This is a genomic window from Brevundimonas sp., assembly GCF_036732845.1.
GTDB lineage: Bacteria > Pseudomonadota > Alphaproteobacteria > Caulobacterales > Caulobacteraceae > Brevundimonas.
Map to the genome: position 1 here is coordinate 72,646 of NZ_DAINBO010000007.1, position 22,975 is coordinate 95,620.

At 68.6% G+C, this 22,975-nt stretch carries 26 protein-coding genes; 11 read left to right on the forward strand and 15 right to left on the reverse strand.

Annotation, left to right across the window (positions count from 1 at the left end; genetic code table 11):
• Positions 1-7: 7 nt before the first annotated feature.
• The 7 genes from V7D63_RS04290 to V7D63_RS04320 all read right to left on the reverse strand — a co-directional run bounded on the left by V7D63_RS04290 (position 8) and on the right by V7D63_RS04320 (position 4,617).
• Positions 8-637 carry a S24 family peptidase gene (locus V7D63_RS04290; protein ID WP_333591021.1) on the reverse strand — a complete coding sequence of 210 codons (630 nt, stop codon included), beginning with the start codon at positions 635-637 and terminating at the stop codon, positions 8-10.
• 48 nt (positions 638-685) lie between these two features.
• Positions 686-1,156: a hypothetical protein gene (locus tag V7D63_RS04295; RefSeq protein ID WP_333591022.1), complete on the reverse strand. Its 471-nt coding sequence runs from the start codon at positions 1,154-1,156 to the stop codon at positions 686-688.
• A 51-nt stretch (positions 1,157-1,207) separates the two neighbouring features.
• Entirely contained in the window at positions 1,208-1,564 is a 357-nt protein-coding gene (locus V7D63_RS04300; RefSeq protein WP_333591023.1) for a hypothetical protein, read from the reverse strand.
• Positions 1,565-1,633: 69 nt separating this feature from the next.
• Positions 1,634-2,011: a hypothetical protein gene (locus tag V7D63_RS04305; protein WP_333591024.1), complete on the reverse strand. Its 378-nt coding sequence runs from the start codon at positions 2,009-2,011 to the stop codon at positions 1,634-1,636.
• A gap of 60 nt (positions 2,012-2,071) precedes the next feature.
• A complete protein-coding gene (locus tag V7D63_RS04310) occupies positions 2,072-2,476 on the reverse strand; it encodes a PaaI family thioesterase (protein ID WP_333591025.1) in 405 nt (134 codons plus the stop codon).
• On the reverse strand, positions 2,473-2,922 hold the full coding sequence (locus V7D63_RS04315; RefSeq protein ID WP_333591026.1) for a PaaI family thioesterase: 450 nt from the start codon (positions 2,920-2,922) through the stop codon (positions 2,473-2,475). The genes V7D63_RS04310 and V7D63_RS04315 overlap by 4 nt, the downstream gene beginning before the upstream one ends.
• Before the next feature lie 75 nt (positions 2,923-2,997).
• A complete protein-coding gene (locus V7D63_RS04320; protein WP_333591027.1) occupies positions 2,998-4,617 on the reverse strand; it encodes a response regulator in 1,620 nt (539 codons plus the stop codon).
• A 198-nt stretch (positions 4,618-4,815) separates the two neighbouring features.
• Between V7D63_RS04320 and queC the strand changes: the two genes are divergently transcribed.
• From queC to V7D63_RS04335, 3 genes are read left to right on the forward strand one after another with little or no spacing between them, the layout of a single operon-like run.
• On the forward strand, positions 4,816-5,532 hold the full coding sequence (gene queC / locus V7D63_RS04325; protein ID WP_333591028.1) for a 7-cyano-7-deazaguanine synthase QueC: 717 nt from the start codon (positions 4,816-4,818) through the stop codon (positions 5,530-5,532).
• Positions 5,529-6,164: a 7-carboxy-7-deazaguanine synthase gene (gene queE / locus V7D63_RS04330; protein WP_333591029.1), complete on the forward strand. Its 636-nt coding sequence runs from the start codon at positions 5,529-5,531 to the stop codon at positions 6,162-6,164. The genes queC and queE overlap by 4 nt, the downstream gene beginning before the upstream one ends.
• Positions 6,164-6,529, forward strand: a complete 366-nt coding sequence (locus V7D63_RS04335; RefSeq protein ID WP_333591030.1) for a 6-pyruvoyl trahydropterin synthase family protein — start codon at positions 6,164-6,166, stop codon at positions 6,527-6,529. Before queE ends, V7D63_RS04335 begins: the two co-directional genes overlap by 1 nt.
• A 29-nt stretch (positions 6,530-6,558) precedes the next feature.
• On the opposite strand, the gene V7D63_RS04340 is transcribed toward V7D63_RS04335, so the two are convergent.
• Both V7D63_RS04340 and V7D63_RS04345 read right to left on the reverse strand, forming a co-directional pair.
• Positions 6,559-6,831: a hypothetical protein gene (locus tag V7D63_RS04340; RefSeq protein ID WP_333591031.1), complete on the reverse strand. Its 273-nt coding sequence runs from the start codon at positions 6,829-6,831 to the stop codon at positions 6,559-6,561.
• A 193-nt stretch (positions 6,832-7,024) separates the two neighbouring features.
• On the reverse strand, positions 7,025-7,876 hold the full coding sequence (locus V7D63_RS04345; RefSeq protein ID WP_333591032.1) for an acyl-CoA thioesterase: 852 nt from the start codon (positions 7,874-7,876) through the stop codon (positions 7,025-7,027).
• A gap of 187 nt (positions 7,877-8,063) precedes the next feature.
• On the opposite strand from V7D63_RS04345, the gene V7D63_RS04350 reads away from it, so the two are divergent.
• Both V7D63_RS04350 and V7D63_RS04355 read left to right on the forward strand, forming a co-directional pair.
• On the forward strand, positions 8,064-8,555 hold the full coding sequence (locus tag V7D63_RS04350) for a winged helix-turn-helix transcriptional regulator (RefSeq protein WP_333591033.1): 492 nt from the start codon (positions 8,064-8,066) through the stop codon (positions 8,553-8,555).
• A gap of 2 nt (positions 8,556-8,557) precedes the next feature.
• Positions 8,558-9,304 (forward strand): glutathione S-transferase family protein, encoded by a 747-nt coding sequence (locus V7D63_RS04355; protein WP_333591034.1) that lies wholly within the window; start codon positions 8,558-8,560, stop codon positions 9,302-9,304.
• Positions 9,305-9,488: 184 nt separating this feature from the next.
• Here V7D63_RS04355 and V7D63_RS04360 read toward each other — a convergent pair whose 3' ends face one another.
• From V7D63_RS04360 to V7D63_RS04385, 6 genes are all read right to left on the reverse strand, one after another.
• Positions 9,489-10,058, reverse strand: coding sequence for a hemerythrin domain-containing protein (locus tag V7D63_RS04360; protein ID WP_333591035.1), 570 nt, complete (start codon positions 10,056-10,058; stop codon positions 9,489-9,491).
• Positions 10,051-11,220 (reverse strand): tRNA 2-thiouridine(34) synthase MnmA, encoded by a 1,170-nt coding sequence (gene mnmA, locus V7D63_RS04365; protein WP_333591036.1) that lies wholly within the window; start codon positions 11,218-11,220, stop codon positions 10,051-10,053. Before mnmA ends, V7D63_RS04360 begins: the two co-directional genes overlap by 8 nt.
• Positions 11,221-11,377: 157 nt before the next feature.
• A complete protein-coding gene (sciP, locus tag V7D63_RS04370; RefSeq protein ID WP_333591048.1) occupies positions 11,378-11,662 on the reverse strand; it encodes a CtrA inhibitor SciP in 285 nt (94 codons plus the stop codon).
• Positions 11,663-11,834: 172 nt separating this feature from the next.
• Positions 11,835-13,289 (reverse strand): flagellar hook protein FlgE, encoded by a 1,455-nt coding sequence (flgE, locus tag V7D63_RS04375; protein WP_333591037.1) that lies wholly within the window; start codon positions 13,287-13,289, stop codon positions 11,835-11,837.
• A gap of 10 nt (positions 13,290-13,299) precedes the next feature.
• Positions 13,300-14,079: a flagellar hook assembly protein FlgD gene (locus tag V7D63_RS04380; protein WP_333591038.1), complete on the reverse strand. Its 780-nt coding sequence runs from the start codon at positions 14,077-14,079 to the stop codon at positions 13,300-13,302.
• A 3-nt stretch (positions 14,080-14,082) separates the two neighbouring features.
• Positions 14,083-15,399 carry a flagellar hook-length control protein FliK gene (locus tag V7D63_RS04385; protein ID WP_333591039.1) on the reverse strand — a complete coding sequence of 439 codons (1,317 nt, stop codon included), beginning with the start codon at positions 15,397-15,399 and terminating at the stop codon, positions 14,083-14,085.
• A gap of 477 nt (positions 15,400-15,876) precedes the next feature.
• On the opposite strand from V7D63_RS04385, the gene flgK reads away from it, so the two are divergent.
• From flgK to V7D63_RS04415, 6 genes are all read left to right on the forward strand, one after another.
• A complete protein-coding gene (flgK, locus tag V7D63_RS04390) occupies positions 15,877-17,991 on the forward strand; it encodes a flagellar hook-associated protein FlgK (RefSeq protein WP_333591040.1) in 2,115 nt (704 codons plus the stop codon).
• Positions 17,991-18,911, forward strand: coding sequence for a flagellin (locus tag V7D63_RS04395; protein WP_333591041.1), 921 nt, complete (start codon positions 17,991-17,993; stop codon positions 18,909-18,911). The genes flgK and V7D63_RS04395 overlap by 1 nt, the downstream gene beginning before the upstream one ends.
• A 156-nt stretch (positions 18,912-19,067) precedes the next feature.
• Positions 19,068-20,189, forward strand: coding sequence for an MlaE family ABC transporter permease (locus V7D63_RS04400; protein WP_333591042.1), 1,122 nt, complete (start codon positions 19,068-19,070; stop codon positions 20,187-20,189).
• Positions 20,186-20,968, forward strand: coding sequence for an ABC transporter ATP-binding protein (locus V7D63_RS04405; RefSeq protein WP_333591043.1), 783 nt, complete (start codon positions 20,186-20,188; stop codon positions 20,966-20,968). The genes V7D63_RS04400 and V7D63_RS04405 overlap by 4 nt, the downstream gene beginning before the upstream one ends.
• Before the next feature lie 9 nt (positions 20,969-20,977).
• The gene (locus tag V7D63_RS04410) at positions 20,978-21,916 is read left to right on the forward strand and encodes an MlaD family protein (RefSeq protein WP_333591044.1); all 939 of its coding nucleotides are present in this window, start codon (positions 20,978-20,980) and stop codon (positions 21,914-21,916) included.
• Positions 21,913-22,527 (forward strand): ABC-type transport auxiliary lipoprotein family protein, encoded by a 615-nt coding sequence (locus tag V7D63_RS04415; protein ID WP_333591045.1) that lies wholly within the window; start codon positions 21,913-21,915, stop codon positions 22,525-22,527. Before V7D63_RS04410 ends, V7D63_RS04415 begins: the two co-directional genes overlap by 4 nt.
• Positions 22,528-22,975: the final 448 nt, after the last annotated feature.

The following is a 22,975-nucleotide window of genomic DNA, read 5'->3' on the forward strand; positions in this document are numbered from 1 at the left end:
GTCGTCCCTATTGGCTGACCCACTGGATGCGGGCCATCCAGGCGATGTCCTTGCGCGGGATCACGCGCGGCCCATAGGCCGGGTTGATCGAGATCAGGGTGACCTGTTTGGCGGTCAGGACGGCGATCTCCTTGGCCAGGGTCTCGCCGTCCAGGGTGCGCACCACGACCCGGTCGCCGCGCCGCACGTCGACGACGGCGCGGTCGACGATCACCCGGTCGCCCTGGCGGTACAGGGGCGACATGGAATCGCCGTTGATCCGCAGCGAGAACAGGGTGTCGGAGGCGCGCGGCAGGTCGGTCTGATCCCAGCCCTCGGCGACCGGCAGGCCCGCGTCGTCGAAGAAGCCGTCCTGACCCGCCTGGGCCAGGCCGAGCAGGGGAATGGTCGGGGGCGCGTCGTCATCGGCCAGGGCCGCGAACTGGGCCAATGAGGCGCCGGTGGCCGCCAGCACGGCGGTCAGGCTTTCGGTCGAGGGCCAGCGCGGACGCGCCGGTTCGCCGGGTCCGAAGCGTTTGGAGGGGTTGAAGGCGGTGGCGTCCAGCCCGGCCCGGCGCGCCAGGGCGGACGGACTGAGACCCTCGCGGCGGGCGAGGTTGTCCAGGGCCTTCCAGAGTTTGGCGTGAGACAGGGGCATGGGTTCGGGCGGTTGATTCGTCCAAACCTTATATCTAGGAATATAGGCCTATTCCAGCCCCGCGGCGCGGCGTTCCTGCCAGGCCCAGAAGGTGCCGATGGCGAGGCACAGCAGGATGCCGTAACCGGCCAGGTTCAGCACCGCGTAGAAGGAGGCGATCGGCGTGCGCAGGTCGATCATGATCATGATGTGGCTCATGACCACCAGAAGTTGAAGCGCGGTCGCCCAGATCGGCCAGGTTCGGCCGGATTTCCAAGCCAGGGCGCCGAGCACGAACAGCATGACGACGTCCAGGCCGAATATGGCCCAGGGGAAGCCGTAGAGGTCGCTGTCGCGTTGGGCCAGCATGGTGGCGAACCAACCGAGCATGAAGGCGCCCGCGGCTATGCGTTCGGGTTCGTCGCCTTTGAGAAAGGCGAATAGGCAGACGCCGACCGTCAGGACGGCTCCGATCTGGCCGGGCAGGGTGTCGAGCAAAAAGAACGCCCCCATGCCGAAGAACGACAAGGGGGCGAACATGAGCCGAGTCTGGTCAATACGGAATGACCAGTTTCCTATCTAACAGCGAATTCACGCCACCCGGGTCAGGTGGTTGGAAACGCCGCCCGGCGGACGCATCGGCGTCTCCCAATCGTCGGGTTTGTCGACCGGGCCGACGGCGTAGACGCCCCAGCCCATGCGGCGGTGATCTTTTTGCAGCTCGGCGTGGCAGGCCACGATGGCTTCACGCGCCGTGCTCAGGGCGGCGATGGTCTCCATGGCCTTGGCTTGCGATCCGGCGCCGGCGACGGGCGAGACCGATAGGGCCGCGCGAGCGCCGATCATGGACTGGACCAGGGTGGTCGCCTGGGTGATGGCGGCGTCGATAGCCGTTTCAGTGGCGTGCAGGTCGCCAGCGACGCTGGCGATGACTTCAGTCCTGTCCATGTAAGCCCTCCTATTCAGAACAGTGAGCGAATGGTTAACACGCCAGGGGTGAATTCGGTAGGGATTTGTTTACCTTATCGGCGAGACCGCAGGGCGTTGAAAATTGGCGTTTTTAGCCTCGACGCCGCCGGAACCGTCGCGCGGGGGGATGTCGTCCGGCTTGTCCACGGGACCCACGGCCAGCGTCTCCAGCCCCAGTTTTCGCGCCAGGGCGGCCAGGGTGTTGTGGGTCTGGACCAGATGCGATCGGGCCTCGGCCAGGGCCGAGATGGAGGCAGCCGCGCCGTCGAACGCCTTCTGGCCGCTGACGGCCGACAGATAGGCCTGGGCGCGGGCGGCCGGGAGCATGGCGGCCAGGGTGGCGGTTTCAGCCAGGGCCGCGTCGATGGCGGCCTCGGCGGCATACAGGCGGCCGGCGAGCGATTCGCCGATGTCGTGTCGGGTCATGGTCGTCGTCTCCGAGGCGCGGCCGAGACCGCGAAACAACCATGAGTAGATTCGACGCAACTATCGAGGGTTTTCCTCTTGCAGCAGGAAGTGCGCCGTCAGGGCGGCGATGGGATCGGCGCTGTCCCCCTGCCAGGCCTGGGCCGTCACATGGGCCACGCGGCGTCCGGCCCGGCTGATGCGGGCCAGGGCGTGGGTGTCGCGCGGCCGACCCGTGCGCAGATAGCTGACGGTGACGTTGATCGGCTTGGGCAGCCGCAGGCGCGGATAGGTCGCCGCCACCTGGACGATGGCCGTCATCTCCAGCAGGGCGGCGGTGGAGCCGCCGTGCAGGGCCGGCAACATCGGATTGCCGATCAGGCTGTCGGCGAAGGGCATGGTGACGCGGACGCCCTGGTCCGTCTCTTCGCCCATCAAGCCCAGGAAGACGGCGTAGGGCAGGCGGGTCAAAAGATCGGCGCTCATGACGGCGAACCCGCGTTCGTCTCGCCCGAGACCATATAGGCGGCCTGGGCGGCGGCGACGGGATCGGAGGGGTCGTCCTCGAACGCCCAGGCGCGGACGAAGCCGATCGACGGCGTCAGGCGATAGCAGCGGGCCTGGGCCAGAAGATCGCGGCCCGGTTCGGCCGCGCGCATGTAGTCGACGCGCAGGTCCAGCGTGGCGATGGGCCGAAAGGCGTCCATGGCGATCCACACGGCCAGGCCGCCGACATGATCCAGCAGGGCGGTGACCAGCCCCCCGGCCAGGACGCCGCTGTCGGGATCGCCGACCAGATCGGCGCGATAGGGGACGCGCAGACGCACGGCGCCGTCGTCCGTCAGGCCCTCATAGAGGAAGCCCAGGGCGTGGGTGTGGGCCGCGCCGGAGGCCAGTTGCGGCAGGATGGAGAGCAGGTTGGGATCGGTCATGGGAGGCGTCGATCATGACGAGGCGGCCGACGCGCGTCGAGCGTCTTGCAGGGGGCGAGCGGCCGCGCCGGGGTTTCAGGCCGCCGAACGGCCCTTGCGGACGGAGGCGGCGTGCTCGACGCCGGTTACGGCGCTCATGGCGGCGTTCATGGCCATGCGCAGACGTTCCGGCTTGATCGGCTTTTCGACCACGGAGGCCATGCCGATGGACACATAGCGTTTGGCGTCCTCGGGATCGGCGTTGGCGGTCAGGGCGACGATGGGGATGTCGCGTTCCGGCCCGGTCAGGGCGCGGATGGCCTGGGTCGCCTGGACGCCGTCCATGCGCGGCATCTTGATGTCCATCAGGATCAGGTCGAACGGGCGGGCCTGAACGGCCTCCAGCGCCTCCAGGCCGTCTTCGGCCAGTTCCGAGGTGCAGCCGAACATCTCGCACAGGGCCTGGGCCACGACGCGATTGGTGGCGTTGTCGTCGACGATCAGAACGTGCGGCTGCGACTGCAACGCCAGATCGGCCAGGGCCGAGACGTTGGACGCGGCGTCCGGCTGGATCACGGCCTGGGGCGCGGTCAGGTCGAAGGCGAAGGTCGAGCCGCGGCCGGCGTTGTTCTCGGCCCAGATGCGGCCGCCCATGCGGCTGATGATCTGGCGGCAGATCGACAGGCCCAGACCCGCGCCCTCCGGGCCGGTTCCGTGGACGAAGGGTTCAAAGATGTCGGCGTCGGCGTCGACGCCCGGCCCGTCGTCGCGGACGCGGGCCTCCAGACGAACCTGGCCGCTGTCGGCGACGGCCCGCAGACTGGCCTCGACCACGCCGTTGCGGGCGAATTTGAGGGCGTTGCCGACCAGGTTGTCGAACACCTGACGCAGGCGGGCGGCGTCGATCTGGGCGGCCAGTTCGGTGTCGCCCTCGAAGCCGACCAACAGGGTGACTCCGTCCTGGTCGGCGATGGGCGCCCAGTGCGTCTGCACCTCGTCCATGACGGCGTGCAACGGCGTGGGCGCGGGAGACATCTCCAACTCGCCCGCTTCGGCGCGGGCCAGGTCCAGGGCGTCGCGCAGGATGCGCAGCATGGTCCCGGAGGAATCGGCGATGGTCTGGACGTGCGACTGGGCCGCGGCGTTCAACGGTTGACGGCGCAACAGATCGACGACGGCCAGCACGCCGTTCAACGGGGTGCGCAATTCCTGGCTCAGAACGCCGACGAAATGGCTCTTGGACTGGGCGGCGGCCTGGGTCTGGGCCTGGCTGTCGGCCAGGGCCTTGGACTGGTCGGCCAGGGTTCGCGCGTCCGTCAGGCGACGCTCATGGATGGAGCGCATGATGGCGGCGGCCGAACCGACGCCGAAGTAACGGCCCTGGCGGGTGACGATGAAACCGCGCAGCAGGGCGCCGGGACCGCTGTTGAGCAGGGCGTCGCTGAAGGCGTCGATGCGGACCCCGGCCTCGACCACCGGAGGGTCGCGATCCATCATCAGCTCGATCGGGCGATGCAGATATTGGGTCCGGCCCATGGGCGAGGCCAGTTTCAGCAGGAAGGCGTCGCGTTCGATCAGGCCGACGGGACGCTGATCCTCGACGACGGCGACGGCCAGGGTGTCGGGTTCGCCTTCAAACCGGGCCAGCATTTCGCCGGCCAGGGTGTCAGGGGTCGCGGGTGCGGCCTTCTGAGTCAGCGTTTCGATGGTCGGCATACTGGCCGGAACTCCATGGATACGGCCGTACAATGCCCACGGAGCATTTTCAGAAGAGTAAATACGCCAGGAAATTCTCAGATCGAGAATTTCACCGGTTTTGCCCCCGCCCGTCGTCTGGTGTATGACGCCCGCCCATCAATCACAGACCCTGACCTGGATGCATGCGCGCGGCCGACGGCCGACTGCAGATTCGCCATGAGCCATTCCCCGCAAACCTCTGATGTTTCGGCCCTGGTCCTGTTCTCGGGCGGGCAGGACAGCGCCACCTGCCTGGCCTGGGCGCTGGAGCGGTACGGGCGCGTCGAGACGGTCGGCTTCGACTACGGCCAGCGCCACGCGGTCGAGATGGAGGCGCGTCAGACGGTGCGCGACGGCATGGCGCGGGCCTTGCCCCAGTGGGCGGATCGCCTGGGACCGGACCATGTCGTCGATCTGACCGGCTATGGCCGCATCGCCGACAGCGCCCTGACGGCGGAACGGGCCATAGCGATGGACGCGCGCGGCCTGCCGACGACCTTCGTGCCGGGCCGCAACCTGATCTTCCTGGCGGCGGCGGCGGCCCTGGCCGACCGGCGGGGGCTGGACGTGCTGGTCGGCGGCATGTGCGAGACCGACTATTCCGGCTATCCCGACTGTCGACGCGACACGATCGAGGCCATGAGCCGGGCGCTGACGCTGGGGCTGGACAAGCCCGTGCCGATCGAGACGCCGCTGATGACCCTGACGAAGGCCGAAACCTGGGCGCTGGCGCACCGGATCGGCGGCGACGCCCTGGTCGAGCTGATCGTCGAGGACAGCCACACCTGCTATCTGGGCGACCGCGTGGACCGCCATGCCTGGGGCTATGGCTGCGGGATCTGCCCGGCCTGCGAACTGCGGGCGGCGGGCCATGCGCGATGGGTCGCCGCATGACCTATTCCGTCAAGGAGACCTTCCTGACCATCCAGGGCGAGGGCGGCCAGGCCGGGCGTCCGGCGGTCTTCCTGCGCTTTTCCGGCTGCAATCTGTGGAACGGGCTGGAGCGTGATCGCGAAACGGCCGTCTGCACCTTCTGCGACACCGATTTCGTCGGGACCGACGGCGACGGCGGCGGCAAATTCGCCTCGGCCGAGGCCCTGGCCGATCACGTCGCCTCGATGTGGCGGGGCGGGACGGGGGCGCCGAGGCTGGCGGTCTGCACCGGCGGCGAACCCCTGCTGCAACTGAATGCGCCCCTGATCGCGGCCCTGAAGGCGCGCGGGTTCGAGATCGCGGTCGAGACCAACGGCACGGTGGCGGCGCCGGACGGGCTGGACTGGATCTGCGTCAGTCCCAAGGCCGACGCCGAGCTGGTGCAGACCACCGGCCAGGAGCTGAAACTGGTCTATCCGCAGGTCTTGGCGCGGCCGGAGCGGTTCGCCCACCTGCCGTTCGAGCGGTTCTGGCTGCAGCCCATGGACGGTCCCGACCAGGCCGCGAATACGGCGGCGGCCATCGACTATTGCCTGACCCATCCCCAGTGGCGCCTCAGCGTCCAGACCCACAAATACATCGGCGTGCGTTGATGCAGTTCGAGATCACCAAGGCGGCCACCTTCGACGCGGCCCACCACTTTCCCAACGAGCCGGAGGGCAGCATCTATCGCCGCCTGCACGGCCATTCCTTCATGGTCGAGGCGACGGTGCGCGGCGATGTGCTGGACGCCGATCACGGCTGGGTGGCGGATCTAGGCGCCCTGGATCGCGCGCTGAAGGCCGCGGCCGAGGAGCTGGATCACGGCCTGCTGAACGAAAAGCCGGGGCTGGAGCTGCCCAGCCTGGAGAAGCTGTGCCTGTGGTTCGCCGAGCGGCTGAAGCCCGAATGGCCGGGCCTGTGCCGGGTGACCGTGGGGCGTCCGACGATCCACGAACGGTGCACGCTGAGTCTCTGAGCCTTCTCCCCCATGGGGGAGAAGGAAAGTCAGCAGCGCTTGCCCTGACGGGCGCGGGCTTCGCAGCGTTCCTGGCGGCGGCGTTCGGCGCGCTCTTCGCGTTCGCGGCGGGCGCGGGTTTCCTCGTCCGAGGTGGTGACGGCGTCGACCCCGGCGCCGACGACCGCGCCCGTGGCCTTGGCGGCGCCGCCGACGACCGCGCCGGTCGTGCCGACCACCGCCCCGACCAGGCAGCCTTGCAGCATCAGAGAACCGGTGACGACGACGATCAGGGCGCCGACGCGCGAAAGGGGCTTGGTCATGTTTGAAATCTCCCGAACGCCTGACCTAGCCCCCGGGTGGTGAACGAAGACTGACGATCAAATCCTCCCCCACCGGGGAAGGGGGACCATGCGCAGCGTGGTGGAGGGGGCGAAGGCCACGGCCGGTGCGCGGGGTCGCCCCCTCCACCGCTTCGCGGTCCCCCTCCCCCGTGAAGGACGGGGGAGGATCGACTTAGCTGTCGCGGGCGGCGCGGCGCGGGGGGATCAGCTTGCGCCGTTGGCGGCCCAGGGCCAGGGGCGTTCCGTCCGCGCCCCAGCAGACGACATCGTCCACCGTCCAGCCCAGGCCCAGGTCCAGCATGCGGAACTCGAAGAAGGCCCAGCCGTCGGGCGCCGTCAGGGGCGTCGGATCGGCCAGGATGTCGTAGCGCAGATCGACCGTGGTCATCGGCGAGGGCCGCCGCGTCGTGGTCCAGGCCGGGGGATAGAGGGCGTCCAGCAGATAACACAGCCCCACGTCGTCCAGCGGCCGGCCGTCGGCCATGCGCATCCACAAACGCTCGACCGCCGGTTTGCCGGCGTTGCCGCCCAGGATGTTGGGTCCGCCGTCGAAACGGTATTCGACATATTGCGAGAAGCGCGGCGCCATCGGCCCGGCGATGGTCGCGGCCGGGTCCAGCCCGTCCAGCGGCGGGGGCGGGGCGGCGATCTCGGCGATCATCGGTCCCTCGGCGTCGCCGCCGAAGGTGGCCGAGGCGTTGTGGGTCAGGCGGCCGTCCTGTTCGGCCTCGACCGCCGCATAGCCGACCGTGCGGCCGCCGCGCAGCAGGCGCGGACGGAAGGCCAGGGTGTCGTCGAACCGCGCGGCCGACAGATACTGCACCGAGACGGTGCGCAGCGAGGCCGTCAGACCCAGCCCCTGACGCATCGCCTGGACGCACATCGCCGCCAGAAGACCGCCGAACGGATAGCCCGTCTCAGGCGGTTGATCGAGGCGGCCGTTGGAGTAGTCGCCCGACAGATGGGCGGTCAGGGCGCCGCCCTGGGGCGTCAGGCGAAGCGTGTCCGAGAGGCGATGCGGCATGGTCCAGGCCATAGAGGGGGAAGGGGCAGGACGGAAGACGTCCGCGCCTTCCGCCCCGCAGTCCAGGGATGCAGGAACGCCTCGGCGTGATCGGCCGGAAACATCCGTTGCGAAATAAGACTGACTTACTGCGTTCTATTTGGCAACCCACTTGCCAAAAGCCTGACGCGGGGTCACCTTCTCTCACATGGGCCGCACCGCAGACTATTCCCGACAGAGCTGTTCGATCGCCGCGACGCTGGAGGTCATCGGCGATCCCTGGACCTTGCTGGTCATCCGCGACGCCTTTCAGGGCGTCAGCCGGTTCGAGCAGTGGCAGGAGCGGCTGGGCGTCGCGCGCAATGTGCTGGCGGCCCGGCTGAAGACGCTGGTGGCGCACGGGGTCTTGGAGCAGCGGCTCTATTCCGAACGGCCGCCGCGCAACGAATATGTGCTGACCGCCAAGGGCAAGGACCTGTCCGACGTGCTGCTGACGATGCACAGTTGGGGGTCCAAGCATCTGTACGGCGAAGAGGATTCGGGCGTCACCTTCACGCACAAGCCGTGCGGAGCGGAGCTGTCGCCGCGCCTGGCCTGCTCGTGCTGCGGCGAGATCGTCAAGCGGCGCGATGTCGAGATCTCCTTCACCGCCGACCGGCCGACGGTCGCCGACGTTCTGCCCAAGGACGAAGCCGCCTGACCATGGCGCCCGTCACCGTCATCGGCAGTCCGGTCTCGCCCTATGTGCGCAAGGTTCTGGCCGCCTGCGCCGTCAAGGGCGTCGAGGTGCGGCTGGACCCGATCAGCCCTTTCCTGGGCGACGACGGCTTCACCAAGATCAGTCCGCTGCGCCGGATTCCGGTGTGGATCGAGGGCGACTTCACCCTGTGTGATTCCAGCGCCATCGTTCAGTACATCGAGGAGACGCGGCCCGGCCCGTCGCTGTGGCCCGCCGATCCGCGCGATCGCGCCCAGGCGCGCTGGCTGGAGGAATACGGCGACACCCGCCTGTTCGACGTGCTGGGCTGGAAACTGTTCTTCCAGATCGCCCTGAAGCCGCGCTTCTTCGGCGGCGAGCCGGACCTGGCGGTGGTCGCGCACGCCCGCGACGTCGAGCTGCCTGAGATCCTGGACTATCTGGAAAGCGTCTCGCCCGAGGACGGCTTCCTGTTCGGCGAGGTTTCGGCGGCTGATTTCGCCGTCACCGCCGCCTGCATGAACCTGGCGGCCATCCGGGTGCGGATCGACGCCGACCGGTGGCCGCGTTTCACCGGCCTGATCGCGCGGGTTCAGGACACGCCGCTAGGCAATCTGAACCGGCTGGCGGGGCGGCTGCTGAGGACGCCCATCGAACAGCATCGCGAGGTGCTGCCCGAGTTCGGCCTGATCCCGACCGAGACCAGCCTGCTGGGCCGCGAGGTGCGGCGCGGGCCGATGACGGCGGCGTAAGCTGTTGATCCCTCTCCCATTGGGAGAGGGCTTGAGGCTCGCAGAGCGTAGCGATGCGTGCAGCCGAAAGGGTGAGGGTCGGCTCTCACCCGTCAGGCCGTAGCCCCTCACCCTTTCGCGCAAGTCCGCTCGCCTGACGGCTCTCGGGCGCTCAAGCCCTCTCCCGCCGGGAGAGGGGCTGGACTCAACCGATCGCTTCGCCCTTCAGGGCCAGCAGGGGGATGACGATGTCCTCTTCGTCGTCCAGGTGACGGGCCAGCGCGGGCAGGGCGGCGTCCAGGGCGTCGGCCAGGCGGTGGGCGGCGTCGGCGGCGTCGGGCGCGCCGGCCGAAACGGCCATGTGAAAGGCCCGGCCCGCGTTCAACATCGCCTCCAGATGGGCGTGGACGGCGTCGTGGTCGCGGTCCAGCAGGTCGATGCCCTCGGCGATGCGGGGTTCGAGCGTGCGGAAGGCGGGGAAATAGTGGCCGCTCTCGACCCGGTGGTGGCCGTCCAGATGCTGGAGAAAGGCCTGCAGCAGCGGGATCAGGGCGCGGTGCAGGCCGGCCGGATCGGCCGGATCGGCGCGGAAGGCCGTGGTCAGAGCCGTCATCTGATCGGCCTGGCGACGGAAACCGTCGTGCATCTGCAACCAGTGTCCGGCGATCGGAGGCAGTGAAGCCGTGGTCCAGCGGTCGCGCGGGAACTGCTCGCGCAGATACAGCCAGTCGCCCGGCAAGCCGGTGCGCGCGGCGAGATGCAGCGGATCAGACAACCGGCGTCGTGCCTTGAATGAAGCCGCCGCCCAACAGGCGGTCGGGATCGGCCGGATCGTACAGGGCGCAGGCCTGGCCGGGGGCCACGCCTTCCTCGCCGGTCGCGAAGGCCACGCCGATGACCCCCTCGGTCAGGGTCAGGCGGGCGGGCGAGGGCGGGCGGGTCGAGCGGACGCGGGCCAGCACGGGCGCGCCCTCGGCGGCGGCGTCCGTGATGGTCGGCTGGTCGCCCAGCCAGTTGGTCTCTTCCAGCGTCAGGGCGGCGGTCAGCAGGGCCTCGCGCGGGCCGACCACGACCTGGCGCGTGTCGGGGTCCAGCCGGGTGACGAACAGCGGCTCGCCCACGGCGATGTTCAGGCCGCGACGCTGGCCGATGGTGTAGCCGGTGATGCCCGAATGCTCGCCCAGTTCGCGGCCGTCCATGTGCACGATCTTGCCCGGCGCGCGGCCCTGCGGGCGCAGCCGGTCGATCAGGGTGCGGTAGTCGCCCGACGGGACGAAACAGATGTCCTGACTGTCGGGCTTGGCGGCGATCTTCAGGCCCAGTTCGGCGGCGACGCCGCGCACCTGGGGCTTTTCCAGATCGGCCAGGGGGAAGCGCAGATAGTCGAGCTGTTCCGACGTGGTGGCGAACAGGAAGTAGGACTGGTCGCGGCTGTGATCGACGGCCTTGCGCATCTGAGCGCGGCCGTCCGGGCCGACCGCGCGGCGGACATAGTGGCCCGTGGCCATGGCCTGGGCGCCCAGGTCGCGGGCGACGTCCAGCAGGTCGCGGAATTTGACCGTCTGATTGCAGCGGATGCACGGCACCGGCGTCTGGCCGCGCAGATAGCTGTCGGCGAACTGGTCGATCACCGCGTCGCGGAACCGGCTCTCATAATCCAGGACATAGTGGGGGATGCCCAGGGTCTCGGCCGCCAGACGGGCGTCGTGGATGTCTTGCCCCGCACAGCAGGCGCCCTTCTTCTTCAAGGCCGCGCCGTGGTCGTAGAGCTGCAGCGTCACGCCGACGACGTCATAACCCGCCTTGTGCAGCAGGGCGGCGACGACGGTGGAGTCCACCCCGCCCGACATGGCCGCCACCACCCGCGAGCCGACCGGCAGGCCGACCGCCGCGCGCGCGGCCGCGATCGCCGCATCCATGTCGCCTTCGGCGCTCATGGGGGCGATGGTCGGGATAGGGCAGGACGGCTCGATCTGCGTCATCGCCGCCATGTAGTGCGAAAGCGGGGCGATTTCGAGGGCAGGGGTGAAAACGGCGACGGCCGCACCCGTCGCCGGATGCGGCCGCCACATGGGTCCGGGGAGGAGGGGACCCTTAAGCGCGGTAGCTTTGAATCCGCGTCGTGCGCAGACCCTGCATGCCCCATTTGTCGATGGCCTTCTGCCAGGCCAGGAATTCTTCGGTCGTCAGGCGATAGCGCGACAACGCGTCTTCCAGGCTCAACAGACCGCCGCGTACGGCGGCGACCACCTCGGCTTTGCGCCGAATGACCCACCGATCCGTATTGGCCGGAGGCAGGTCGTTGAGGGTCAGCGGGATTCCCGTAGGTCCGACCACGTATTGTTCGCCTTTACTGTTCAGGCGTCGCTCTTGCAGCATGGGCTTAAGCCTCATTCACCAACCACCGTTGAACGTGAATGTACCCAGCCGCCGCTAAGGGCCGTTTAAGCGTCGTGGTGAAGGAAGGAATAATATTCCTACCTCGCCGAAACGCCTTGTTCGGACTGTTCAAGCGACGATTCATTGTGACTAACGACTAGTTACTTTGAGATCAGCGTTTGATGCTGATCAGTTCGGCCAGCATTTCGTCAGCCGTGGTGATGATCTTGGACGAGGCGGAATAGGCGCGCTGGGTGGTGATCAGGCCGGTGAACTCGGTCGACAGATCGACGGTCGAGGCCTCAAGCTGCGAGGCGCCGACCAGGCCCGCGCCGCCGGTGCCGGCCTGTTTCAGATTGAAGGTGCCGGAGCCTTGGCTGACGCGGAAGGCGTTGCCGGACACGCTGGTCAGGCTGTCGGGGCTGGGGAAGGTGGCCAGGGCGACCTGGGCGATCTGACGGGTCACGCCGTTGTCGAAGATGGCGGTGACGAAGCCCTTCTCGTCGATCTTGACCTCGGACAGATTGCCGAAGGCGGTGCCGTTGGTCAGGGTCGCCTGGACGACCGAGGCGCTGTCGTACTGGGTCAGGCCGCCGGCGGCGGCGGTCAGGTCGAAGGCGATCGACTGGTCGTCGATGCCCAGGTTCGCCGCCCAGTTGAAGCCGTCGGCCGCCGGGGCCGCACCGTCCGAGGCGCCGAAATTCAGCGTGGCGTTGGCGGGATCGGCGAACAGGGCGCTGGCGCCCAGGGCCGTCATGGCGTCGACGTCCAGACGGCCGTCCTGGGTGAAGGCGACGAGACCAGTCTTCAGTTGGCCGTTGTTCAGATTGGCCCCGGTGAGAACGTCGCCGGCGGGCACGGCGCGGATTTCGGCGAACCACTGGTTCGGCGTGGTGCTCTTCAGGAACGACAGGGCCAGGGTGCGCTGACCGCCCTTGGAATCGGACACCGGCACGGTGACCTCGAAGTCCGGCTTCACGCCCGCGCCGGTCTCGGGGTTCCACATGGCCATGGAGTTGGTGCTGGGATCATAGGCGTTGGCGCCGGGCGGGATCGCGGCGGCGTCGGTCGCCTCGGCCGAGACGGCCTGGCTGGACTTGAGGTTGGCGTTCAACTGGATGCGGGTGGTGGCCTCGGCCGTGCCGCCGACCGAGCCGACGTTGATGGTGCGCAGGCGGCCCAGGTCCGACGGGTCGGTGTTGATGTTGCCGTTGGCGTCGACCGGCCAGCCTTGCAGGTACAGGCCCGCCGTATTCTTCAGATAGCCCAGGTTGTCGACGCGGAAGGCCCCGGCGCGGGTGAACAGGCGGGCGTCGGTGGGGGCCAGGTTCTCGGCCTTTTCGGTCACCACGAAGAAGCCCTGGCCGGCGATGCCCAGGTCGGTGGCCGAACTGGTGCGCTGCAACTGGCCGTTCTGGCTGGTGAAGTGGCGGGCGGTGGCCAGGACGCCGCCGGCGGAATAGCCGGCCCCCTGGCTCTGGCTGTTCACCACGGTCTGGAACTCGCCCTGGCTACGCTTGTAGCCGACGGTGTTCACGTTCGCGATGTTCTGAGAGATGGCGGCCAGGGCCGCCGAGTTCGCGGTCAGGCCGGAAACACCGGCCAGAAGGGCGCTGTTGATGCTCATGGTCGAACTCCTAGGACAGCAGTTTCAGGGGGTTCAGCGCGTTGGCGAAGGAGGCCAGCAGGCTCTCGCTCTCGCCGTCGTCGCCGGTCGTGGGGGTGGTCGGGGTGTCGCCGCCGAGACCGTCGAAGGCGCCGGATTCGTCCAGCGCGATCAGTTGGCTCAACGGAATGATCGAGCCGCCGATCGTGGCGTAGGGTTGGCCGTCGTACAGTTCGACGCCGGTGATGCGGCCGCGGATGAGCACCTGGGCGTCGACATCGGCGCCGGAGCCGGACTTGGCCGTGATCTTCAGGGTGTAGACGCCGCCGTCGTCCATCTGGCCGCCGCCGGTGGTCTTGCCGTCCCAGACGAAGTCGTGCGTGCCCTCGGTCCTGTCCGGCGCGTCGCCCGACCAGACCACGCGGCCCGAGCTGTCCAGCACCTGCAACTGCGCCGAGGCGGCGTCGGCGCCCAGCTCATAGCTCCAGCGCGCGGCGCCGTCTTGCAGCTTGGTGGTGGCGAAGGCGGCGGTGGCGGTCTTGCCGATGTAGGAGGCGGCGCCGGTCAGGCCCGAGCTGCCCTGGGCGGCCAATAGACTGGTCAACAGGTCGTTGGTCAGCAGTTGCTGCTCGACGCCCGCCATCTGGGTCAGTTGCGCCGTGAACTGGTTGGAATCGACCGGCGACAGCGGGTCCTGGTTCTTCAACTGCGCCGTCAGCAGCGACAGGAAGGTCTCGAAATTCGAGGCCATCATCGTCTTGCCGCTGTTGATGCGGTTGGTGGATTGGCCGGTTGTGACGGCGTCGACCATCGGTCAGACCCTCATGTCGACGCGGTCGGGCGTCAGGCTCAGATTGATCCAGGCGGCGGGGCGGGCGGCGACGGCCTGATCGGCCTGGTCGCCCAGCCGTTTGCCCCCGGCGAAGGAGAAGGCGCGGTCCTGGCCGCGATCGAAGCCGCCGCCCGAAAAGGCGTTGGCGTCACGCTCGGAGAACTCCAACGAATCCCCGGTCAGTTGGAAGCCGGCGTCGGTCAGTTGGCGGCGCAGTTCGTCGGCCCGGCCGCGCAGGTCGGCGGCGGCGGCGGGATTGTCGAAGGCCAGGCGCGCGGCCAGGCGGCCGTCGGCGTCGATGTCCAGGCTGACCTCGACCCGGCCCAACTCCTCGGGGGTCAGCACCATGTCGAACCGGGTCTGCTTGCCTTCCAGCCGGTGGGCGATCTGGGCGGCGATATGCACGGTGGTCTCGATCGTGGCGCGCGACAGGGTCGAGGCGGCGACGGCGGGTGCGCTCGGCGCGGTTTCGACGGCCGTGTGAGCGGCGGTCTCGGCGACGGCGGCGTTGACGGCGGCGGGTTCGAGGCGCGGCGCCGACACGGTCTCGGACAGTTTGGTCAGGGCCGACAGGGGGGATTGAACCGCCGGTTCCGGCGCGCGGGCCGCCGAGGCCGCGGCGGCGGCCGCCTGGGCGGCCTTGGGCGTTTCCGAGGCGGTCTGGGCCGGGTCGGCGGCGGCGTTGTCTTGTCGCGCCTCACGCATCACCGGCGCCGTGCGCGGCGGCTCGGCCTTGAGCGGTTGCAGCGTGGCGGCCGTCTGCGCCGCCTGCGCCGTCTGGGCGGCGTCGGTCTGGGCGGCGGCGGCGGGCGCGGGTTCGGCCTGCGTCGGCGCGTCGGGGGCGTCGTTCGCGGGCGCCGGCGTCGCAGGCGGCGCACTGGCGTCGGCGGCGGCTTCGGTCGCGGCCTGGAGCGTCGGCGCGGCGGAAGGTTGGGGCGCGACCGCCATGGAGGTGACGACGGGCGGTGCGGTGAGCGCGGCGTCGGGCGTTTGATCGGCGTCGGCGTCTTTGGCCTTCGTCACGGGCGCATCCGACGCTTCGGGCGCTTCAGGCGACGTTTCGGCTTCGCTTGCGTCAGCGGCGAGCGGCGGCGCGGCCACGGCCTCTTGCGAAGACGACGCGTCGGCGACGGCGTCCTCCAGGACCAGGATGAAGGCGGCGGACGCCGTCTTGGGCGTTTCGATCTTGGGCGCGGGCTGGGCGGGAGCCGGCGTCGCCGTGACGGCCGCGGCGTCGGGCGACGCCTCCGCCCCGGTCTCGCCCGCTTCGGACAGGACCGCCGCGAACTCGGCCGACACGTCCTGGTCCTCCGCCCCGAGCGAGGCGGACGCGGCGCCGACGACGGGCGCGATCACGGAAAGGACGGACGATGCGGACATGCGGTGCAGGCGGCTCGAAAAACGGATGGGCGGCGCCTGCTGCGCCTGGGGACATTCGGACGACCTGTGGCAAGCCGTGGGCCAACTCCAGGATCACCACTCAATGCATTGAATTATAACGATTGTGATGTTCAACTCGACGTGACGATCGGCGCCGTTCAGGTCGATTCTTGCCGCCCTGGCGGTCGAGTCTTGCCCGGCTGGCCTGCCGGGCGACGCGGTGGCCCGGCCCTTGCGCACCTCATCGGGCATGAGCCGGACGCGAAACACGATGTCCTTTGTTTTCAATGCCTACGCGCCGACGCCTGACGTCAGCGCCGGGCAAGAAATGCGCGCGGGCGGGCAGGGCCTGCCGGGCGCCCGCCCCGGCGTGGATAAAGCGAAAGGGGCGCGCGGATGTCGCTAGGCTCCATCCTGAACATCGCCAACAGCGGCTTGCAGACGGCCCAGACCCAATTGCGGGTCGTTTCGGACAACGTCGCCAACGTCAACACGCCCGGCTATGTCCGCAAGGTCGCCGAACAGGTCGCCCTGACCAATGAGGGCCTGGGTTCGGGCGTCGAGGTGGCGCGCATCCGCCTGGCCACCGACAGCTTCCTGCAAGCCGCCAGCCTGAACGCCTCCAGCGAGTCCAATCGCCAGGGCGTGCGCTATGACCTGTACGACCGCATTCAGGCGCTGTTCGGCGATCCGGGCGGCGACAGCGGCTTCTTCAGCCAGGTCGACGGCGTCTTTTCGGCCTTCGCGGGGGCGGCGGAAGACCCGATCTCGTCGCCTCGGCGGCAGGAGGCCCTGTTCCGGGTCCAGGCCCTGTTCGACGAATCCACGCGCATCTCGGGCCAGATCCAGGCCGCGCGCGAAGACGCCGACGGCCGCATTCAGAGCGCCGTCGAAAAGGCCAACGGCCTGCTGGCCCAGATCGAGGGGCTGAACGTCGAGATCGCCCGCTCGACGGCGACCAACGGCGACGCCTCGGGCGCCGAGACGGCCCAGGCCGCCCTGATCGGCCAGTTGTCCGAACTGATGGACATCCGCGTGTCGCAACGGTCGGTCGGGGGCGTGTCGATCCGCACCGGCGGGGGCGTGCTGCTGGCGGGCGACGGCCATGCGACGCTGGACTACAACCGCGCCGGCACGGTGACGTCCGAGACCAGCTTCAACGAGATCTGGGTGACCGAGCCGCGCGGCCAGAAACGGCCGCTGCTGGACAGCATCACCACCGGCGAGATCAAGGGCCTGGTCGAACTGCGCGACGTCGACGCGCCGCAGACGGCCGAGCGCCTGGCCGAGCTGATGGCCCATGTCGCCGACGAGTTGAACCGCGCACACAACGCCAACTCGGCCGTTCCCGCCCCGACGGTCCTGACCGGCAAGAACGTCGGCCAGTCGCTGGAAAGCGCCCTGACCGGCTTCACGGGCACGACCAACATCGCCGTGGTCAACACCGCGGGCGTGATCCAGTCGCGGGCGCAGATCGTCTTCTCGGGCGCGACGATGACGATCAACGGCGCGGCCGCGACGCCGAGCACCTTCCTCAGCGTGCTGAACGCCCAACTGCCCGGCGCGACGGCCAGTTTCGCGAACGGGGTGCTGAAGATCGAGGCGGCGGGATCGAACGGCGTCTCCATAGCCGACGCCGCCGCGACGCCCAGCAACAAGGCCGGGCGCGGCTTTTCGCACTATTTCGGCCTGAACGACCTGGTCGTCAGCGACCGGCCCGGCAATTACGACATCGGCCTGACCACGGCGTCGCCGCACGGCTTCACGGCGGGCGAGACGGTGACCTTCCGCTTCACCGGCGAAACGGGCGCGCGCCTGCGCGATCTGGAGGTGGCGGTTCCGGCGGGGGGCACGGTCGGCGACCTGTTGACCGCCCTGAACGATCCGGCGACCGGCGTGGGCCGGTTCGGCGCCTTCGCCTTCGACAGCGCGACCGGCGTGTTGAAATTCACCGGCTACGGCTCGCCCGCGCCGAAGCTGTCGGTGCTGGAGGACCGCACCACCCAGGTTCCGTCCGGCGTGTCGATGACCGAGATGTTCGGCATCGGCGGCGGCGTGCGCGCCAGCCGCGCCGACGGCTTCTCCCTGCGTTCGGATATTCGCTCGGCCCCGTCGAAACTGGCCCTGGCCCAGTTGAACCTGGCGGCGGCGTCCGGCGCGCCCGCCCTGTCCAGCGGCGACGGGCGGGGCGCGTCCCTGCTGGCTGACGCGGGCCAACGGTCGGCGACCTTCCTGGCGTCGGGCGATTCCAGCGGCGGCTCGATCTCGGTGTCCCGCTACGCCTCGGAACTGGCGGGGGACATCGGCGGCAAGGCGGCCGTCGCCAAAAGCCGCCGCGACAGCGCCACCGCCCTGTTCACCGAGGCCAAGGGCCGCCAGACGGCGCATGAGGGCGTCAATCTGGACGAGGAGCTGGTGCTGATGACGACCTATCAGCAGGCCTTCAACGCCTCCGCCCGCCTGATCCAGGCGGCGCGCGACATGTACGACGTCTTGCTGGGGATGGTGTGATGACCCGCGTCTCGACCTTTGGGAACTATGAATCGGCCCTGGCCAATCTGATGTTCGCCCAGACGCGGGCGAACGAGGCCCAGCAACGGGTGTCGAGCCAGAGGATCGCCACCGACCTGACCGGCTTCGGCCGCCAGTCCGAGACCCTGACGGCGTTGAAATCGACCCAGAGCCGCATCCAGGGCTTCATGGACGCCGCCGGAGCGGCGGGTGAACGTCTGTCGGCCCAGGATCTGGCCCTGAACCGCGTCGCCGACGGCACGGGCGGCGCGCGCCAGGCCATCGCCGACGCCCTGGCCGCGGGGCGTCTGGACGGGCTGATGCTGGAGATCGAAGGCCAGTTCCAGATGGTCCAAGGCGGGCTGAACGCCAAGCACCAGGGGCGCTATCTGTTCGCCGGGGGCAATGTCGAAACGGCGCCGGTCGACGTCATGACCTTGGCCGACCTGGCCGCCGTTCCCGCCGTCGCGGACGTCTTCTCCAACGACACGCTGAAGCACAAGTCGCGCATCGACGAGAGCACAGTGCTGGAGACCGGCGTCCTGGCGGACGAGGTCGGGACCGATATCTTTCAGATTTTCAAGGATATCCAGGCCTATCACCAGACCACGCCGCTGAACGGGACGATCAGCGACACGACGCGGGACTTCCTGACGAACATCCTGAAGCGGCTGGACACGGGCCGCGAAACGGTTACCGGCGCAGCGGCGCGCAACGGCTCGATGCAGAACCGGGTCGACGCCATCATCGCCAGCCAGACCAATCAGAAGGCCGCCCTGGACGAGGTGCTGGCCGGCAAGACCGACGCCGACATGGCCCAGGCCATCACCGACCTGCAACTGTCGCAGGTGGCGATCCAGGCGGCGGCGCAGGTGGTCAATCAACTGCGCTCGGTCTCATTGTTGAACTTCCTGACCTGACGGGCCGGGCGCCGACCGCCTTCACGTCATGACGGGCCGGATTTCCTGTGACCGGAATGTCAGTTCCGGGCGCGAACCGGCGCGCAAGCGTCATGTTGCGTGCCGACAAGCCGACTAGGCCATAGGCGCCGGGCGTGGCTGGGCTATTGTGGGCGGATGACGATGGCCGGTTTCGACATTTCGGAGCGTGAAGACGGCGGCGCGACCCTGCGTCTGACCGGCGACTGGACCACGGGCGGGATCGACCGAAGCGCCCAAAGATTGAACCAGAGTCTGGCGGGCCGCCCCATCATCGGTCTGGACCTCGACGACATGGGCCGGTTCGACACCTCCGGCGCCCTGGCCGTGTTCCTGGCCGGCGGCCAGAACGGCCTGCCGCGAGACGCCTGGGCCGCGCGGCCCGAGGCCGGCCGCATCTACGCCATGGTCGAAATGCTGGAGCGCCAGAGCGGCACGCCCCCTCAGCGCGCCGACGCCTTCACCCGCGCCTTCGCCAAGGTCGGCCGCGGCGTCCATGACATCGTCGGCGAGATGACCCTGTCGATGGCCTTCCTGGGGCGGCTGATCGTCGCCACGGGAACGGCGTTGAAGCATCCGAGCCGCATCCGCTGGCCCGCCTGGGTCAGCCAGACCGAGCGGGCGGGCCTGGACGCCATTCCGATCATCGCCGTGACCAACTTCTTCATCGGCGCGGTCATCGCCTTCCTGGGGGCCAATCTGCTGACCCAGTTCGGGGCCGGGGTCTTCACCGTGCAACTGGTGGCCGTTTCGGTGCTGCGGGAATTCGCCGTGGTCATCACCTCGGTGCTGCTGGCGGGCCGGTCGGCCAGCTCCTTCGCCGCCGAGATCGGCTCGATGCGGATGAACCAGGAGATCGACGCCATGCAGGTCATGGGCGTCAATCCGTTCCAGGCCCTGGTGATCCCGCGTCTGGCGGCGATGGTGGTCATGCTGCCGCTGCTGACCTTCGTGGGGATCATCTCGGGTCTCGTGGGCGGTCTCTTGGTGACCTGGAGCCAGCTCAACTACGGCCCGTCCTTCTTCGTTCAGAGAATTCTGGATGATCCGATGATGGACCAGCACCTGTTCGTGGGCATGGTGAAGGCGCCGGTGTTCGCCGTGGTCATCGCCGCCATCGGCTGTCGCCAGGGCCTGTCCGTCGGCGGCGATGTCGAGAGCCTGGGCAGCCGAGTCACGGCGGCCGTGGTCCAGGCCATCTTCGCCATCATCTTCCTGGACGCGGTCTTCGCCATGATCTTCCTGGAGCTGGGCCTGTGAGCCGGCAGGAACGGACCCGCGAACCCCTGATCGAGGTGCGCGGCCTGCTGAGCCAATTCGATGAACGCACCATCCATGAGGGTCTCGATCTCGATGTCGAGCGCGGCGAGGTGCTGGGCGTCGTCGGCGGCTCGGGCACCGGCAAGACGGTGCTGCTGAACTCCATCCTCGGTCTGAAGGAACCCGAAGGGGGGACCATCCGCCTGTTCGGTCACGACCGGTCGGACCTGACCAAGGACCAGGCGCTGGACATCGAACGCCGCACGGGGGTGCTGTTTCAGCAGGGCGCGCTGTTTTCGTCCCTGACGGTGCTGGACAACGTCGCCTCGCCCCTGGTCGAGCACACCGAACTGCCCAAGGCGATGATCCGCGAACTGGCCGAGATGAAGATCGCCATGGTCGGGCTGGGACCGGAATCCCACTATCTGAAGCCCGCCGAACTGTCGGGCGGGATGCGCAAGCGCGTCGGCCTGGCGCGCGCCCTGGCGCTGGACCCCGAACTGCTGTTCCTGGATGAACCGACGGCGGGTCTGGACCCGATCGGGGCCGCGGCCTTCGACGAGCTGATCCGGCAATTGTCGGACGATCTGGGCCTGACCGTCTTCATGATCACCCACGACCTGGATAGCCTCTACGCCATCTGCGACAAGGTGGCCGTGCTGGCCGACAAGAGGTTGGTGGCCAAGGCCACGGTGCAGGAACTCGAAAAATCGGAACACCCCTGGATCCGGGAGTATTTCCTGGGTCCGCGCGGCCGCGCCGTCGTTAAGGCGGCCTGAGGACGAGAGATGGAAAGAGACGCCCATTACGCCGCCGTCGGCATCGCCACCGTCGCCCTTCTGGCGGCCCTGGCGGTGTTCAGCATCTGGCTGGCCCGGTTGCAGTTCAACAACGACTACGACCTGTACGACATCGTCTTCTACGGCCCGGTGCGCGGCCTGTCGGAAGGCGGCGAGGTGCATTTCAACGGCATCCGCGTGGGCGAGGTCACCGATCTGAACCTGGACCCCAAGAAGGGCGATCAGGTCATCGCCCGCATCCGGTTGGACGCCACCACGCCGGTGCGCGTGACCTCGCGCGCCCAGTTGGAGCCGCAGGGCATCACCGGGCTGAACTACATCCAGATCACGGCGGGCAATCCGAACAGCGCCCTGCTGAAGAGCCAGTACCCCGAAAGCGTCGTGCCGGTGATCCAGAGCCAGCCGTCGCCGATCGCCGAGCTGCTGAGCGGTTCGGGCACGGTGCTGGCCCAGACGGTGGACGCCTTGAACCGCATCAATCGGGTGCTCAGCGACGACAACATCCGCAGCTTCTCGGCCAGTCTGAAGAACGTCGAGGCCATCACCGCCGAGTTCGAGGCCCGCAAGGGCATGCTGGAGCAGTTGGAGCAGGCCCTGACCCGCGCCAATTCGGCCATCGCCGAATATGAACGCCTGGGCGTCAGCACGCGGCAACTGGTCGAGGGCGACGGCCGCGCGGCCATCGCCAACATCAACAAGGCCGCCGAGGACGCGCGCCAGGCCGTGGCCTCGATCAACCGCATGACCGGCGATCTGGAAGGTCCCGTGGGTGATTTCGCCACCACCGGCCTGCCGCAGCTTCAGCAATCGATCCAGGGGCTGGAGGGCGCCACCCGCTCGCTTGAAGAACTGATCGACGAGGTGCGGGCCAGCCCGCGCGAGTTCATCGGCCGCGCGCCGACCAAGGAGATGGAGGTTCAGCCGTGACCCGTTCGACCGTGTTCCGCATGGCCAGCCTCGGCCTGGCTGCCGCCCTGCTGTCGGGGTGCGCCCTGCTGTCCAGCCCCGATCCGGTGCAGACCTATCGTTTCGGCGGCCTGCCGGTCGCGCCGTCCGCCGCCGCCAGGGGCGCGCCGGTGCATGTGGCGCTGCGTCGGATCGAGTTTCCGCAGGCGACTGAAGGCGACAAGATCCTGGGCGTCACCGGAACGCAGACGGCCTATATCAAGGGCGCGCGCTGGATATCGGACGCCCGCGATCTCTACACCGCCAGTCTGGAAAGCGCCTTTTCGGGCCAGTCGACGCGGGTGCGGCTGATCGGAACGCGCGAGACGACGACGGCGACCCGCGCCCTGGCCCTGGATGTGCGCGCCTTCGAGGCCCGGTATCCGGCGCCGGGCGCCGCGCCCACGGTGGTGGTGACGGTTCGCGCGCGCATGCTGGCCCTGCCGGGCCGCGACGTCTCGGCCGAGCGCGTGTTCACGGTCGAGCGGCGCGCGGCGGCCAATCGCGTGGGTGCGATCGTCGAAGCCTTCGACAGCGCCACGCGCGACGTCAACGCCGAGATCGTGACCTGGGCCGACGCCTCGGTCGGCTGAATTCCGCCACTGCCTGAACCCAACGCTGCCGGTCCAGATAGGGGACGGGTGATCGCGCGCGCGTGTCCGGCGATGGTTGAAGCTCTCAATGTTGTAAATAGTATTCAGTATTTGATTTCTATAATACAAATAGATTTCTTGTGTTCGTCGTGTGACGTTGTCTATTTTCCGTCACCTTGTGGTCAATATCTTCTTCGTGACTACTGCTTTGGCGGAATAGGTTGAACTCAACGCCCGGCCCCGTGTGGGGATTCCGAGTCGACCGACCACCGGCGACGCGGAGCCGGGTTCGGCATTGGGAGATTGACCTTGAACCGATACATCACACGCAACCGCCTGCTGGCCTCCACCGTCATCGGCGGCTTGGCCGCCATCGCCGCCACGCCGGCCCTGGCCCAGGACCCCGCCGGGGGCGCCTCTCAGGTCGAAGAAGTCGTGGTCACCGGCT